Origin of the sequence: Vibrio sp. ABG19 (assembly GCF_029962385.1) — a bacterium.
Lineage (GTDB): Bacteria > Pseudomonadota > Gammaproteobacteria > Enterobacterales > Vibrionaceae > Vibrio > Vibrio ostreae.
Map to the genome: position 1 here is coordinate 2,413,389 of NZ_CP071708.1, position 15,198 is coordinate 2,428,586.

Annotated in this window: 13 protein-coding genes; 6 read left to right on the forward strand and 7 right to left on the reverse strand. The window is 50.2% G+C overall.

All coding sequences use genetic code 11. The annotated features are described in order from the left end of the window. Positions 1 to 187 precede the first annotated feature (187 nt). Entirely contained in the window at positions 188 to 718 is a 531-nt protein-coding gene (locus tag J0X00_RS17330) for a DUF2062 domain-containing protein (RefSeq protein WP_136484221.1), read from the reverse strand. A gap of 8 nt (positions 719 to 726) precedes the next feature. On the opposite strand from J0X00_RS17330, the gene J0X00_RS17335 reads away from it, so the two are divergent. Genes J0X00_RS17335 through kdsB form a run of 5 tightly spaced genes read left to right on the forward strand, consistent with a single transcriptional unit; the run spans position 727 to position 6,699 of the window. Continuing rightward, on the forward strand, positions 727 to 2,979 hold the full coding sequence (locus J0X00_RS17335; protein WP_282477310.1) for a DNA internalization-related competence protein ComEC/Rec2: 2,253 nt from the start codon (positions 727 to 729) through the stop codon (positions 2,977 to 2,979). A gap of 33 nt (positions 2,980 to 3,012) precedes the next feature. Then, positions 3,013 to 4,764 (forward strand): lipid A ABC transporter ATP-binding protein/permease MsbA, encoded by a 1,752-nt coding sequence (msbA, locus tag J0X00_RS17340; protein ID WP_136484219.1) that lies wholly within the window; start codon positions 3,013 to 3,015, stop codon positions 4,762 to 4,764. Between the two features lie 21 nt (positions 4,765 to 4,785). After that, positions 4,786 to 5,793, forward strand: coding sequence for a tetraacyldisaccharide 4'-kinase (lpxK, locus tag J0X00_RS17345; RefSeq protein ID WP_136484218.1), 1,008 nt, complete (start codon positions 4,786 to 4,788; stop codon positions 5,791 to 5,793). Further along, entirely contained in the window at positions 5,774 to 5,953 is a 180-nt protein-coding gene (locus tag J0X00_RS17350; RefSeq protein ID WP_136484217.1) for a Trm112 family protein, read from the forward strand. Before lpxK ends, J0X00_RS17350 begins: the two co-directional genes overlap by 20 nt. Further along, positions 5,953 to 6,699: a 3-deoxy-manno-octulosonate cytidylyltransferase gene (kdsB, locus tag J0X00_RS17355; RefSeq protein ID WP_136484216.1), complete on the forward strand. Its 747-nt coding sequence runs from the start codon at positions 5,953 to 5,955 to the stop codon at positions 6,697 to 6,699. The genes J0X00_RS17350 and kdsB overlap by 1 nt, the downstream gene beginning before the upstream one ends. Positions 6,700 to 6,822: 123 nt before the next feature. Here kdsB and J0X00_RS17360 read toward each other — a convergent pair whose 3' ends face one another. The 3 genes from J0X00_RS17360 to J0X00_RS17370 form a co-directional block, all read right to left on the reverse strand. Continuing rightward, the gene (locus J0X00_RS17360; protein WP_282477311.1) at positions 6,823 to 8,370 is read right to left on the reverse strand and encodes a SpoVR family protein; all 1,548 of its coding nucleotides are present in this window, start codon (positions 8,368 to 8,370) and stop codon (positions 6,823 to 6,825) included. Between the two features lie 12 nt (positions 8,371 to 8,382). Next, entirely contained in the window at positions 8,383 to 9,651 is a 1,269-nt protein-coding gene (locus J0X00_RS17365) for a YeaH/YhbH family protein (protein ID WP_136484214.1), read from the reverse strand. Positions 9,652 to 9,818: 167 nt separating this feature from the next. Beyond that, positions 9,819 to 11,753, reverse strand: a complete 1,935-nt coding sequence (locus J0X00_RS17370) for a PrkA family serine protein kinase (RefSeq protein WP_136484213.1) — start codon at positions 11,751 to 11,753, stop codon at positions 9,819 to 9,821. Between the two features lie 356 nt (positions 11,754 to 12,109). Here J0X00_RS17370 and J0X00_RS17375 point away from each other — a divergent pair, with 356 nt between their 5' ends. Then, the gene (locus tag J0X00_RS17375) at positions 12,110 to 12,865 is read left to right on the forward strand and encodes a MipA/OmpV family protein (protein WP_282477312.1); all 756 of its coding nucleotides are present in this window, start codon (positions 12,110 to 12,112) and stop codon (positions 12,863 to 12,865) included. Positions 12,866 to 12,956: 91 nt separating this feature from the next. Here J0X00_RS17375 and J0X00_RS17380 read toward each other — a convergent pair whose 3' ends face one another. The 3 genes from J0X00_RS17380 to pflA all read right to left on the reverse strand — a co-directional run bounded on the left by J0X00_RS17380 (position 12,957) and on the right by pflA (position 15,141). Continuing rightward, positions 12,957 to 13,457: a YfbU family protein gene (locus J0X00_RS17380; protein WP_136484211.1), complete on the reverse strand. Its 501-nt coding sequence runs from the start codon at positions 13,455 to 13,457 to the stop codon at positions 12,957 to 12,959. Positions 13,458 to 13,671: 214 nt separating this feature from the next. After that, on the reverse strand, positions 13,672 to 14,313 hold the full coding sequence (locus J0X00_RS17385) for a hypothetical protein (protein WP_282478317.1): 642 nt from the start codon (positions 14,311 to 14,313) through the stop codon (positions 13,672 to 13,674). An 87-nt stretch (positions 14,314 to 14,400) separates the two neighbouring features. Continuing rightward, the gene (pflA, locus tag J0X00_RS17390) at positions 14,401 to 15,141 is read right to left on the reverse strand and encodes a pyruvate formate lyase 1-activating protein (protein WP_282477313.1); all 741 of its coding nucleotides are present in this window, start codon (positions 15,139 to 15,141) and stop codon (positions 14,401 to 14,403) included. Positions 15,142 to 15,198: the final 57 nt, after the last annotated feature.

Sequence of the window (15,198 nt, forward strand, 5' to 3'; positions counted from 1 at the left end):
CCTGTTAGTCAGCGCTGGATGGAGTGACTGCTGGTTATATCCGCTCACTGTGTAATGGCGAATACCATTTGCCTAACCGGTTCGCGCTTAACAGGTCTGGTTCAGCAAGTTTTTCTCAACAAGCGTTGCAGAGCAAAATGCCTGCTCGGTCGTACCCCCGGCAAAATCACGCCAAGCCAGCTGCAAATCAGGTTAGATTTTGCGGCAGTTTGGTGACGCGGCGTTTTTGCCAGCTGCGCACCACAGAATAACGCCACAAACCGCGGATACCAAAGTAGCCGATGATTGATGACACCACAGCGCATACACCACAGCCGAGTAAAAACGGAGGTCCAATGGTACTCATCTGTTGCATGATGAAGTCCCAATTGAGTTCAAAATGGAACGGCTGGGGTGGTACGTTCATTAACCAGGCACCCAATTTATACGCAAAATAAAAAATGACCGGCATGGTTATCGGGTTTGTGATCCACACCAGAGCGATAGACAGTGGCAGGTTAACGCCACAGGCGATGGCAAGTCCGGCGGACATAATCATCTGGCTTGGAAGGGGCACAAACGCCATAAACAGGCCAACTGCAAACGCACCAGCCGCTGAGCGTCGGTTAAGACACCACAGGTTGGGGTTATACAGCACATTGCCAAAAACTTTTAATGCCTTTTGACGTCTGATGACATCAGGGTTAGGCATGAACCGCTTAATGTATTTTCTTGGCATCGGGGAACATGACTCTCTTTTCGAATTACTGGACGCTCGCTTCGTTCTCGCTCACCATACTGTCAGCGCCTTACTGGCCGTGGATGCCGGGATGGGGCGTTGCACTTTTATGCCTTGCATTGTGCTTTGCTGCTCTTACTCTGCCACAATGGACGGGCAGATTGAGAGGAGTGGGAGGGATTGCGTTCGCCGTGCTGGTTATCATAACACATGCACAGTTAGTGAGATCTCAATCCAACACTATTTTTCAAGCAGGGCAAGATATTACCATAAAAGGCGAAGTTGACAGCTTTTTTAAACAAATTACTTACGGATATGAAGGAAGTGTGGTAGTCAGATCAATAAATGGTCAAGCTCTGTCCAAGTATCAATATCCAACTATACGCTTAATATCGCCCGTGCTGCTTTATCCGGGCGATGATTTTGAATTTTCTGTGACGGTAAAGCCTGTGTTCGGCCGCCTGAATCAGGTCGGTTTTGACCTCGAATCTTTCTATTTGAGCCAGGGTTGGGTTGCCCGGGCAACGGTGCAACGGGCATCCTCATTTCGTATCGTGTCTAATGCCAGTTGGCGCTCTGAGCTTTATCAGCAAGTACGGGAATGGATGGAGCACAGTCAGGCTAAGGGCCTGGTGCTGGCACTGACATTTGGCGAGCGTGACCTGATTTCAGACCAGCAGTGGCTCTCTTTGCGTGACAGCGGCCTGATTCATCTGGTGGCGATTTCCGGACTGCATATCGGTATGGCGTTTGGCATCGGTTACCTGCTTGGCCTGCCTCTGATGCGTATTCATCGCCATCTGTTGTGGAGCCCGATGCTACTTGGTGCTTGTCTGGCTCTGGGGTACGCGTGGCTGGCCGGTTTTACCATCCCCACACAACGTGCGCTTATCATGTGTTGGCTCAACGTAGCGTTGACGCTCAGCCGGGTTACTATTACGGCCCCGCAGCGTCTGCTGCTCACTTTGGCTGTGGTTTTGCTGCTGGCGCCATTCTCTTCGCTCAGTCGCAGCTTCTGGTTATCGTTTCTCGCGGTCGGTATTGTGCTTTATCACCTGTGCGATGCGGCTTCACAGCGTCCCTGGTGGAAAAAACTGCTCTATAGTCAGTTCAGCCTTACGTTGCTAATGTTACCGGTTTCCGCGTTTTTCTTCGCCGGATTCAGTCTCAGCTCAGCCCTGTACAATCTGGTGTTTATTCCCTGGTTTACTCTGGTGATTGTGCCCGGACTGTTTATTGCGTTACTGCTGAGTCAGATACTGCCTGACAGCGTATGGATATGGGATTGGGTGGGTATCAGTTTTATCCCGCTCGATTATGCTTTGGATTGGGTTGGGCCGAGTTGGGTCTCTGTCAGCCAAACCAGCAGCTTACTGCTGCTGACCGGCTTAGTGTTGTGGGCCATACGTGAAGTGATCAGTCGGCGCTTGCTGCTGGCTATCGGTGCGCTATTTGCGACTCACTGGTTGTCGATACCGCATAAGGACGGCTGGCGGGTTGAAGTGCTCGATGTGGGGCATGGCCTGGCGGTAATGATAGAGCGCCACGGACATTATCTGCTGTATGACACCGCACGTAGCTGGCCCGGCGGCAGTTTTGCGCGCAGCCTGATTGAGCCACTGCTGGTTTACTGGCAGGCCAGGAAACTCGATGGGGTAATCATCAGCCACACTGACAATGATCACGCCGGAGGCCTGGCCGATGTTATTGAGCGTCTGCAGCCTGGCTGGATTATTGCCAGTCAGCAGCATCCTGACTGGCTGGCTTGTACGAAAGGGCAGCGCTGGCATTGGCAGGGGCTGGAGTTGACGGCCTTGTGGCCTCCTGCGCAAGTATCGCGGGCTGACAATCTGCATTCCTGTGTGATTCGGATTGAAGATAAAACATTTGGTCACTCGCTGCTGCTGTCCGGTGATGTGACGGCTGTCGGTGAGTGGTTACTTAGTCGCGAGCCTTCGGTGGTAAAGAGTGATGTGATGATCGTACCACATCACGGCAGCCAGACTTCTTCCAGCTCCGGCTTGATTGAACGGGTACAACCGAAGATTGCGATTGCGTCACTGGCTAAAGGCAACCAATGGAATCTGCCTCATCCACGGGTGGTTGCCCGCTATCAGGCGGCCGGTGCACAATGGATTGATACCGGCGCGAGCGGCCAGGTTTCATTGATATATCGCGCACAAACTCGCCACTTATCGACTATGCGCCAAAGTACAGCTTCGACTTGGTATAGGCAGATGCTGCGTAAAGAGGTAGAATGAGCGCCAATATTGTCATCAAAATAAAGCCTATCTATGTCACTGAATTCTGACGAAACAACCTGGCAAACCTTTAAACGTTTGTGGACCTACATTCGCCTGTACAAGTCAGGGCTCGTGGTTGCTGTTATCGCACTGGTTGTTAATGCGGTCTCTGATACTTATATGATTTCCCTGCTGAAGCCTCTGCTGGACGAAGGTTTTGGCAACAGTGAGTCCAACTTTCTTAAGACTCTGCCATTTATTATTCTCGGCCTGATGTTTGTGCGCGGTATGAGTGGTTTTGTCTCGTCCTACTGTCTGAGCTGGGTGTCAGGCAACGTGGTGATGCTGATGCGTCGCCGGATTTTTAATCAGTTTATGCACATGCCGGTCAGCTTTTTTGACCGTGAATCGACGGGCGGTCTGCTGTCGCGCATTACTTACGACACTGAACAGGTTGCAGGAGCAACCAGTAAAGCGCTGGTCAGTATTGTGCGTGAAGGTGCCAGTATTGTCGGCTTGTTAGTACTGATGTTCTGGAACAGCTGGGAGTTATCGCTGGTCCTGCTGGTGGTGGCTCCTCTGGTTGCGGTCGGCATCCGTGTGGTCTCGAAACGTTTTCGTAAGATCTCGAAAAACATGCAGACCACCATGGGCCACGTCACGGCGTCGGCTGAGCAGATGCTCAAAGGCCATAAAGTGGTGCTGAGCTATGGTGGTCAGGATGTTGAGCGCAAACGCTTTGAAGCGGTCAGCAATAAGATGCGTCAGCAAACGATGAAGCTGGTTTCTGCCCAGGCCATCGCCAACCCTGTCATTCAGATGATCGCGTCGATGGCGCTGGTTGCGGTGCTTTATCTGGCAAGTTTCGACTCGATTCGTGACCAACTGACTCCGGGCACCTTTACCGTGATTTTCTCGGCGATGTTTGGCTTGATGCGTCCACTAAAAGCACTGACCAACGTTACTTCAGATTTCCAGCGCGGTATGGCGGCAAGCTCGACGCTGTTTGACCTGATGGCGCTGGAGACAGAACGTGACAACGGCTCTTTCCACACTGAAAAAGCGCGTGGTGACATTGCGGTGAACGATGTGACGTTTACCTACCAGGGTAAAGAAAAGCCGGCTTTATCGCACGTGAGTTTCCATATTCCGCAAGGCAAAACCGTGGCTCTGGTGGGGCGTTCGGGATCGGGTAAATCAACCATAGCGAACCTGTTTACCCGTTTTTATGATGTCGATTCTGGCTCCATTGAGCTCGATGGGCACGATGTACGCGATTATAAACTGACTAATCTGCGTCAGCACTTCGCGCTGGTTTCGCAAAATGTCCATCTGTTCAATGACACCATTGCCAATAACATTGCTTATGCAGCGGAAGGTGAATACAGTCGCGAGCAGATTGAAGCGGCGGCGCGTCTGGCGCATGCGATGGACTTTATCGATAACATGGCCGATGGTCTGGACACTATGATTGGTGAGAACGGGGCCAGCTTGTCCGGTGGCCAGCGTCAGCGTATTGCAATTGCCCGTGCCTTGCTGCGTGATGCGCCGGTACTGATTCTGGATGAGGCGACGTCTGCGCTGGATACTGAATCAGAACGTGCGATTCAGGCGGCGCTGGATGAACTGCAGAAGAACAAAACTGTGCTGGTTATTGCGCACCGTTTGTCTACTATCGAACAAGCAGATGAAATTCTGGTTGTGGATGAAGGTGAAATTATTGAACGTGGTAAACACGCCGAGTTATTGCAACAAGACGGCGCTTATGCACAACTGCACCGTATCCAGTTTGGTGAAGGCTAAGCGCTGGCTGGTGAACAGAGCATGATCGAGAAAATTTGGTTTCACCAACATCCGATGCGATATGTATTGTGGCCCCTGTTGTGGCCACTGAGTCGGGTGTTCGGCATGATAAGCCGCTCACGCCGCCGCGACTTTGAATCGGGGAAGAAAAAGCGTTATCACGCGCCGATTCCTGTGATTGTGGTGGGTAATATTACCGCGGGTGGTAACGGTAAAACACCGGTTGTGATCTGGCTGGTGGAGACGTTGCAAAAGTTAGGCTATAAGCCGGGTGTGGTATCACGCGGTTATGGTGCCAAAGCACCGCGTTATCCATTGCTGGTACAGAACACGACGCCGACTGCGCACTGCGGTGATGAACCGAAACTGATTCAGCAGCGTACCGGAGTGCCGGTTGCCGTCGATCCGGTGCGGGCCAACGCGGTGAAAACCTTGTTGGCCCAGGGTGTGGATATAGTGGTGACCGATGACGGGCTGCAACATTATGCCCTGGAACGTGATATCGAATTTGTGGTTGTGGATGGCGTACGCCGGTTTGGCAATGAACAGATGATCCCTCTGGGGCCACTGCGCGAATCCTTGCGACGCCTGAAAGAAGTGGATTTTATCATCACCAATGGCGGTGAAGCGCAGGATGGTGAAATTGCCATGACACTGCAGGCAGATTTAGCCGTCAATCTGGTGACCAAACAGCAGTTGCCGGTGAGTGAGTTGGGTAACGTAGTGGCCTGGGCCGGTATCGGTCATCCACCACGATTTTTTAACACCCTGCAGCAACTGGGCGCGACGCCTGTAGTGACGCACAGTTTTGCCGACCATAAGAATTTTGATGTCTCCGAGCTCAAGGCGCTCGCCATGCGCGGAGACAACGTCATAATGACAGAAAAAGATGCCGTGAAATGCACCGGCTTTGCACAGGATAACTGGTGGTATCTGCCGGTGTCTGCGCAGATTGCCGCCGAAGATGAACAGTGCATTGTGGAAACTATTAAAGAGGTAATGGAACAGTATGGATCACCGTCTGCTTGAGATTGTCGCTTGCCCGGTATGTAAAGGCAAACTGACTTACGACAAAGATAATCAGGAACTGATTTGCAAATTAGACCGCCTGGCTTATCCAATCAAAGAGGGCATCCCGGTCCTGCTTGAAACTGAAGCGCGTACCATGTCGATGGATGAGGGACGCTAATGTCTTTTACGGTCGTTATTCCGTCTCGTTACCAGTCAACCCGTTTGCCGGGTAAACCACTGGCGGACATTGGTGGTAAGCCGATGGTGCAGTGGGTTTACGAACAGGCAATGCAAGCTGGTGCGGAACGTGTCATCGTCGCAACAGATGATGAGCGGGTGAAAAGTGCCGTTGAAGCGTTTGGTGGTACGGTGTGCATGACCTCTGCTGACCATCAGTCAGGCACTGAGCGCCTGGCGGAAGTGGTGCAACTGATGGGCATCGAAGATGATCACATCATTGTTAATGTGCAGGGCGACGAGCCACTGATCCCGCCGAGCATTGTGCGCCAGGTCGCGGATAATCTGGCTGCCAGCAGCGCGCCAATGGCCACGCTGGCCGTGGAAATCAGCGATGCGGAAGAAGTGTTTAATCCAAACGCGGTTAAAGTTGTCACTGACAAGGATGGCTATGCGCTGTACTTCAGCCGTGCCACGATTCCCTGGGATCGCGATAATTTCGCTCAGGACAAGAACATTGTGCAACCGCTGATGCGCCATATTGGTATCTATGCTTACCGTGCAGGCTTCATTAATACCTATATAAACTGGCAGCCGAGTCAGCTGGAAAAAATCGAAAGCCTCGAGCAGTTGCGGGTTCTCTGGTACGGCGAAAAGATTCACGTAGCCGTGGCCCTGGAAGCCCCTCCGGCGGGGGTCGATACTCCGGAAGATTTGGCCGCAGTACGCAAGATAGTTGCTGGTTGAACGGTCTTTGACGGCAATTGACCTTTGTGGTTACCTGACAACTCGACCTAATAAATGCAAAGCCCCAGAATCCTGGGGCTTTGTTATTAAAGTGAGTGTTAGATGTTGTGTTTTTTGCCCAGATCAGACGTTACTGTCGTGATCATTCTTCTTTGGGCAGGTTGAGAGGATCTCTCGTCTTCCTGTTTCTTTGACCTCCTCTAGTTTGACTTCAAAACCCCATAGACGGTGCATATGTTTCAGCACCTCCTCGTAGCTTGGATCTAAAGGAATTCTATCTTGTGGAATGTATTGCAGCGTGAGCGAACGGTCACCTCTGACATCCACGTTGTAGACTTGAATGTTTGGTTCTAAGTTACTGAGATTGTATTGGGACGCCAGTTTTTCTCGGATCTGGCGATAGCCCAGGTCATCGTGGATGGCACTCACCTCGATAAAGTTTTTATGGTCATCATCGCTGATCGCAAACAGTTTAAAATCGCGGATCAGTTTGGGTGATAAGTACTGACTGATAAAGCTTTCATCTTTGAAGTTATGCATCGCAAAGTGCACGGCGTCCAGCCAGTCACTGCCGGCCAGATCAGGAAACCATTCCCGGTCTTCATCAGTGGGCTCTTCACAGATGCGGCGGATGTCGCGGAACATAGCAAAACCCAGTGCATAAGGGTTGATACCGCTGTAGTAAGGGCTGTTATAAGGCGGCTGAGCCACCACACTGGTGTGGCTGTGCAGAAACTCCAGAATAAACTTATCTGAAACCAAGCCTTCGTCGTACATATGGTTGAGGATGGTATAATGCCAGAAGGTCGCCCAACCTTCGTTCATTACCTGAGTCTGTTTCTGAGGATAGAAATACTGGCTGACTTTACGCACGATGCGCACGATTTCGCGCTGCCAGGGCTCGAGTAGCGGTGCATGCTTCTCGACAAAATAGAGAATGTTTTCCTGCGGTTCACTCGGGAAGTGGCGCTGGGCTTCTTCTTCCTGGGCCTTTTTCGGCACGGTGCGCCATAAGGCGTTAACCTGGGATTGCAGATAGGCCTCACGCTCTTCCTGACGCGCTTTTTCTTCCGCTATCGAGATCTTTTCCGGACGTTTGTAACGGTCGACACCGTAATTCATCAGCGCATGACAGGAGTCGAGCAGTTTTTCTACGTCCGCGACACCGTACTTCTCTTCACATTCGGCGATGTAATTTTTCGCGAACAGTAGATAGTCGATGATCGAACTGGCATCGGTCCAGGTCTGGAATAGGTAGTTCCCTTTGAAAAACGAATTGTGACCATAACAGGCGTGGGCCATAACCAGTGCCTGCATGGTGACCGTATTTTCCTCCATTAAATAGGCAATACACGGATCGGAGTTAATTACGATCTCATAAGCCAGACCCATCTGGCCATGTTTGTAGTTTTGCTCGGTCTGGATGAACTTTTTACCGAATGACCAGTGGTTATAGTTAATCGGCATACCAATGCTCGAGTAGGCATCCATCATTTGCTCAGAGGTGATCACCTCAATCTGGTTCTGATAGGTGTCTAACCGGTAATGTTCTGCCACCCGTTTAATTTCGGTGTGGTAACGCTCCAGCAGGTCGAAGGTCCAGTCCGGACCATCCGGCAGCAGCTTACTTTTTGGCTTACGCTTCGGCGCGGCTTTGGTTTTCGTCGTCATATGCGCTCCCCCTTATGCCGTTTCCTTGTGGAACAATTCTCTGAACACAGGGAAAATGTCTTCCACACTGCGGATATTTTTCATGGCAAAATTACCAAATGAAGGCTGGAGTTTTTCGTACTCGTGCCAAAGTGTCTGATGTGAACGACGCGTGATCTCGATGTAAGCGTAATACTGACAACACGGTAACAGCTTATTGGTCAGCAGCTCTTTACAGCGCGGCGAGTCATCGGCCCAGTTATCGCCGTCCGAGGCCTGTGCGCCATAGATGTTCCATTCACCAAGCGGATAGCGTTCCCGGATGATTTCATCCATCAGTTTCAGTGCGCTGGAGACTATGGTACCGCCGGTTTCCTGCGAGTAGAAAAACTCGTGTTCATCGACTTCTTTTGCTTGGGTGTGGTGGCGAATAAACACCACTTCCACGTTTTCATAGGTTCTGGTCAGAAACAGATAGAGCAAAACATAAAAACGTTTGGCGATATCTTTGGTCGCCTGATCCATTGAGCCGGAAACGTCCATTAGACAGAACATCACTGCCTGGCTAGAGGGTACCGGGCGTTTCTCATAGTTCTTAAAGCGCAAGTCGAAGGTGTCAATGAACGGGACACTGTCGATTTTTTTGCGCAGATCCTCGATCTCCTGCCTGATGCGACGCTCTTCGAGTAACTGTGCCGGTTCACTGTTTTGAATGCGATCCAGCTCAAGTTCAAGTTCACGCATCAAACGGCGTTTGCCCGCGGTCATCGCAGTACGACGGGCCAGCGATTGCTGCAGTGACCGCACGATAGCGATATTGGCAGGCACACCTGCTGTCTGGAAACCTGAGCGATGATTTTTCCACTCGGTAATCTTGTTGAGTTGGTTTTTTTCCAGGTTAGGCAGTTCCAGATCTTCAAACAGAATATCGAGATACTCATCTTTGGAAATCTGAAATACAAAATCGTCCTGACCTTCGCCGTCCGGGCTGGCTTCACCTTCACCCGAACCGCCTCCCTGGCCACTTTTTGGCCGTTCAATTTTGTCACCGCGGGTGAACTGGTCATTGCCGGGGTGAACGCGTTCTCTGTGCCCGCCTTTGCCTTGATGGAAAGAGGGCTCTTTGATGTCACGGTTCGGAATCGAGACATCTTCACCGGTTTCGGTATTGGTGATTGAGCGACGATTAACGGCATCGGCAACCGATTCCTTAATCTGCTCCTTGTAACGGCGTAAGAAGCGCTGTCTGTTGACTGCGCTCTTGTTCTTACCGTTCAACCTTCTATCGATAAACTGCGCCATGAGATTCTCCCTGTAAACATCCCTCAGTGAGCAATCACTTGCTCCTACCGCCTGGGGCATTCCCTGAACTCATGGATGAGGGACGGTTGTGCCGTCACCATCATCTGACCGGAGTCAGGTGAGGCGCTTGGGGCGCCGTCACCTTTTTGCTCAGGGGTGGCTAGCTGTTAAGAGGATTTACGCACGCGTAAATACCACTCAGACAGCAAGCGTACTTGCTTCTCTGTATAGCCTTTCTCCATCATACGAGCGACAAAGTTGTCGTGTTTCTTCTGATCTTCAGAAGAGGTTTTCGCATTGAAAGAGATAACAGGAAGTAACTCTTCTGTATTGGAGAACATTTTCTTCTCGATGACCGTACGCAGTTTTTCGTAACTGGTCCAAACCGGATTTTGGCCATTGTTGTTGGCGCGGGCACGCAATACGAAGTTAACGATCTCATTACGGAAATCCTTCGGATTACTGATACCGGCGGTTTTTTCAATTTTTTCCAGTTCACTGTTCAGGGCTGAGCGGTCGAACAGCTGGCCGGTTTCCGGATCACGGTATTCCTGATCCTGAATCCAGAAATCAGCATACGTCACGTAGCGGTCGAAGATGTTCTGACCGTATTCGGAGTAAGACTCAAGATAAGCGGTCTGAATCTCTTTACCAATGAACTCGACATAACGCGGTACCAGATAACCTTTCACAAATTCCAGGTAGCGATCGGCGGTTTCCTGCGGGAATTGTTCGCGTTCAACCTGTTGTTCAATCACGTAGAACAGGTGGACCGGGTTTGCGGCCACTTCGATTTGGTCGAAGTTGAACACGCGCGACAGGATCTTAAAGGCGAAACGAGTCGACAGGCCGGACATCCCTTCGTCAACACCAGCGTAATCGCGATATTCCTGATAGCTTTTCGCTTTCGGGTCAGTGTCTTTCAGTGTTTCACCGTCATAAACCCTCATCTTCGAGAAGATTGACGAATTTTCCGGGGCTTTCAAGCGTGACAGCACACTGAATTGGGCGAGCAGATCCAGAGTGCTTGGCGCGCACGGCGCGTTGGACAGTTCACTGTGGTCGAGCAGTTTCTGATAAATTTTCACCTCTTCAGACACACGCAGACAGTATGGCACTTTCACAATGTAAACCCGGTCGAGAAATGCTTCGTTGTTCTTGTTGTTGCGGAAAGTCTGCCATTCCGATTCATTAGAGTGGGCCAGAATCATGCCGTCAAACGGCAGCGCAGACAGGCCTTCGGTACCGTTATAATTACCTTCCTGTGTGGCAGTCAGTAACGGGTGCAGCACCTTAATTGGCGCTTTGAACATCTCGACGAATTCCATCAACCCCTGGTTGGCACGACACAGCGCGCCTGAGTAACTGTAGGCATCAGGATCGTCTTGTGAGAAGTGCTCAAGTTGACGAATGTCGACCTTACCGACCAGAGATGAGATGTCTTGGTTATTTTCATCGCCTGGTTCAGTTTTCGCCACGGCAATCTGGTCGAGAATGGAAGGACGTACTTTGACCACTTTAAATTTGGTGATGTCGCCGCCAAATTCATGCAGGCGCTTAGCCGCCCAAGGAGACATAATTGAGCGCAGGTAACGTTTTTCGATACCATACTCTTTTTGCAGCAGGTCGCCGTCTTCGTTGACATCGAACAGACAAAATGGATGGTCGTTGACCGGACTGCGTTTACCGTTGACTGACAAGACGTAAATCGGCATCTGTTGCATTAATGCTTTCAGTTTTTCAGCCAGCGATGACTTACCGCCGCCCACCGGGCCGAGTAAGTACAGAATTTGTTTGCGTTCTTCAAGGCCTTGGGCCGCATGTTTCAGATAAGAAACGATTTGTTCAATGGCTTCCTCCATACCGTAGAAGTCTTCGAACGTTTTATAGCGCGAAATGACCCGGTTGGAGAAAAGTCGGCTCAGGCGAGAGTCTTTGGACGTATCCACAAGCTTGGGTTCGCCAATGGCCATCAGTAAGCGCTCGGCAGCATTGGCGTAAGCACTTTTGTCTTCTTTACACAGAGCAAGAAATTCCTGAATGGAAAGCTCTTCGTCCTTGGCTGCTTCATAGCGTGCCTGAAAGTGGTCAAAAATACTCATAGTAATTCCCCTCTAAAAATGTCGTAGTGACATACAACCGCTTAAAAACACAATTCCCTAACAACTTAAGCCTAGTTCGGTATTGTCGATTTTGCTTAGAGATTATGTATTTATTTCAATTTCGTGATTGAAATTACGTCTTACGCTCACAATGTTTTTACGATGAATAGGAACTAAATGTTCAATGGTTATGCTGGATATATCCTCAGCAAAAGCAGTGCCATGAAGGGGCGGTCAGGATGAGAAATCACCGGATTGGGGCGGAAAACCGAGAAAAAACGGGGCAAAGATTGTGTCTGCACAGGGCAGGATATATCATCGTTAGCTCTTAAACATATGCAACGAGTTCACAAAGTATGCGATTAAACTCTACTTCGTTAAGCGTGGCTGCGGCTGCGCTGCTGATGGCTACAGCAGCTCAAGCCGACACTTCTCCGTGGTCTGTAGGGGTGGCGGCGGCGTACTCGCCAGCGGTTTATAAGGACACAGACTCGGATCGCACGGTGATCCCTGTGATTGGCTATGAAGGCGAACACCTGTTTTTGCGCGGCTTCAATGCAGGGTACCGTCTGTTCCCTCGCGGCTCACAGCAAAATATCATTTTCCGCCTTGCTTATGATCCTCGTACATTACAGCCGGAAGATTCGGATGATGCGCAGATCCGCCAGCTGGACAAACGTAAGTCCACCGCTCTTGGTGGGGTCAGTTATCAATTGCGCACCCTGGCTGGTGTATGGGAAGCGACCTTTGGTGGTGACGTGGCCGGGCGGCACAATGGTTTGTACGGTGAACTTGCGTGGCGCATGCCGTTCAATTTCGGCAACTGGGGCCTGACCCCGAGTATCGGTTACTCGTACAACTCGAGTCAGCTTAATAACCATTTGTACGGAGTGTCGAAAGCGGAATCGGATCGCACCGGGCTGAGAGAATTTGATGCCGGATGGGACGGACAATACTTTATCGGTGCTTCTGCCTATTGGCAGGTGACGCAGAATATTCAGGTTAACGGTGGTATCCGTTATTCGAACCTGGACAGTACAGTATCTGACAGCCCGGTGGTCGGTTCCAGTGCTGCGACCATGGGTACGATTGGTATTATGTACCAGTTCTGATATTGGTATTATGTACCAATGTTGATAGTGACAAGGCCGGAATTTATCCGGCCTTTTTCTTTATTCTGTACAGCTCTTAAGACAAGGGTGTTCAGGCACTGACGATCTGACGCAGCTCAGCCGCGGATAAATGGTACTGACGAGGGCAAGTATGCCATGTCACCAGCATACGGCGATATTTATCCAACATCGGTACCTGGCTGTTAAAGTGGTGGTCGCCTTGTTCAAATTGTGGGTACAGTCCTTCTGAATTCACCAGAAAGCGCACATAATTGACCAACGATGCTTCGGCTGCGAGATCGAAACCGAGGAAGTTCAGGCGACGGCTATCCACGTCAGCGCGCTCGGCATCTTTGAGCAGGTTATGGGATTCCTGCATCGCGTGATACATCTCCATAATATCGATGACTTCACGGCATTGTGCTTCAGACAGACATCCGAACTCTTTATTGAGTTCACGCATCTGCAGCTCGTAACCACGCTCTACAATGGTGCGCAGACGTTTGTACTGAGCGGCATTGGCCGGATCGAGCTGAGACATTAACTGGTACTGGTTAGACAGGATAAGACGTTGTGCGTTAGTCATTTCCATCGCTGGCCTCACTAAAGTTAAATTGTGTAATTTTGCTAAATTAAGATTACCAGTTTTCATGATTGGTCAATCTTGATCTGACCACCTATCTGCGTCAGAAAATCAAAATTATCTTTCCCGTCTTTGATCAAATTCTGCTCTGGTCCGATACAGGCTACCCAGTCACGCATGCTCTTATTACAGGCACAAAAGGTAACGAAAACAGAGTTGCGGATTACTTGTTGTGATAGTGATTGTAAATGTAATCCCGATCTGAAAAGACTCTCAGCCATTCAGGCTTGAATACCGACAGGATGGCCAGGGCCATGCCGTTAAGTAGCCCCTCCGGAAAAGCGATCAATGGGGCCAGCATCAGGTAATTATCGACGATGGTCGCCCAGTCGTAGCGACTGAATGTGTATTGATACAGCGAGTTGAACAGCAGGTGCAGCAGCGCGGTAAGACCGCCATTGAAGAAGCCGGCCACGAAAATAAATACAAAAATATTACGTGGCAGATAATGATAACTGAGAGCAAAAACTGCGTAGCTGATTAAAATTGGCAGCAGCGCAGAAATCATCAGCGTATGCAGGGCGTCAGCAGCACTGAGGCTGCCGACTGTCATCAGGGCGCCAATAACAGGGATGGTTAGGAAATAAGCACAGCGCCAGCCGTACATCATGGTTAATGTTGTCAGGGCGAGAAAATGAATGTGCAGGTCTTGCTTGACGCTGGCGCGCGCTGACCAGAGCAGAAACAGGGCGAAGATGACAAAAAAGGTCAGATGCTGAAATGATTTATCAGCGCTAAACTTGGGCCAGAAATTGGTCCGCACATCGCGCAAGGCAATGACAACAAAGGTCAGGGCGATGATCAGAGAGAAGACAGTTTCAGGCTTCACGTAAACTCCAAAACAATACCAGCATCAGGCTGGTATTGTTTACGATTCGCGGCGCAGATTAAATCAGTATTTTACGTTTGAGTGATACTGCTCAAGAACTGCTACGATGTTATCCATGGTTTCTTTGCTCGGCGGATTAACGCCTTCAAGCGGATACTCTTCGCCCATCGCTTCCCATTTGTGTGCCCCCAGTTTGTGATAAGGCAGCAGTTCAATTTTCTCTATATTGTCCATATCCTGGATAAACTGGCCAAGCAGGTGGGCTGACTCTTCGTCATCGGTATACCCCGGTACCACGACATAACGCAGCCAGGTGGTTTTACCCAGTTGATGCAGATAACGGGCAAAATCCAGGGTACGTTTGTTGGAGACACCCACCAGATCCTGATGAATTTCATCCTGCATCTGTTTGATGTCCAGCATCACCAGATCGGTTGCTTCAAGTACTTCATCAATAACAGGCGTGTATTTACGAATATAACCGTTGGTATCGAGGCAAGTGTGCATGCCCTCAGCCTGAGCTGCGCGGAAAAAGTCACGTACAAATTCAGGTTGTAGCATAGATTCGCCACCGGAACAGGTGACGCCACCGCCGGATGCGCGCATAAAGTGGCGGTAGGATTTGGCTTCTGTGATGATTTCATCGACCGTCACTTCCTTGCCGACATGGGTATCCCAGGTATCGCGGTTATGACAATATTTGCAACGGAATAAGCAACCCTGCAGAAAAATAATGAATCGGATTCCCGGACCATCAACGGTACCGCAAGACTCAAAAGAATGGATACGACCAGTAGTAGACATAAGCTGCTCTCGTTTGCTGACTGTTTTCGTTATTTTATTACAAAATGGGGGGTGAAA

Excerpts from the sequence above, each read along its gene's own strand:
- lpxK (WP_136484218.1), top strand. The coding sequence starts at position 4,786 with ATGATCGAGAAAATTTGGTTTCACCAACATCCGATGCGATATGTATTG.
- kdsB (WP_136484216.1), top strand. The coding sequence starts at position 5,953 with ATGTCTTTTACGGTCGTTATTCCGTCTCGTTACCAGTCAACCCGTTTG.
- J0X00_RS17380 (WP_136484211.1), bottom strand. The coding sequence starts at position 13,457 with ATGGAAATGACTAACGCACAACGTCTTATCCTGTCTAACCAGTACCAG.
- J0X00_RS17370 (WP_136484213.1), bottom strand. The coding sequence starts at position 11,753 with ATGAGTATTTTTGACCACTTTCAGGCACGCTATGAAGCAGCCAAGGAC.
- pflA (WP_282477313.1), bottom strand. The coding sequence starts at position 15,141 with ATGTCTACTACTGGTCGTATCCATTCTTTTGAGTCTTGCGGTACCGTT.
- J0X00_RS17335 (WP_282477310.1), top strand. The coding sequence starts at position 727 with ATGACTCTCTTTTCGAATTACTGGACGCTCGCTTCGTTCTCGCTCACC.
- J0X00_RS17360 (WP_282477311.1), bottom strand. The coding sequence starts at position 8,370 with ATGACGACGAAAACCAAAGCCGCGCCGAAGCGTAAGCCAAAAAGTAAG.
- J0X00_RS17375 (WP_282477312.1), top strand. The coding sequence starts at position 12,110 with ATGCGATTAAACTCTACTTCGTTAAGCGTGGCTGCGGCTGCGCTGCTG.
- J0X00_RS17330 (WP_136484221.1), bottom strand. The coding sequence starts at position 718 with ATGCCAAGAAAATACATTAAGCGGTTCATGCCTAACCCTGATGTCATC.
- J0X00_RS17350 (WP_136484217.1), top strand. The coding sequence starts at position 5,774 with ATGGATCACCGTCTGCTTGAGATTGTCGCTTGCCCGGTATGTAAAGGC.
- J0X00_RS17365 (WP_136484214.1), bottom strand. The coding sequence starts at position 9,651 with ATGGCGCAGTTTATCGATAGAAGGTTGAACGGTAAGAACAAGAGCGCA.
- msbA (WP_136484219.1), top strand. The coding sequence starts at position 3,013 with ATGTCACTGAATTCTGACGAAACAACCTGGCAAACCTTTAAACGTTTG.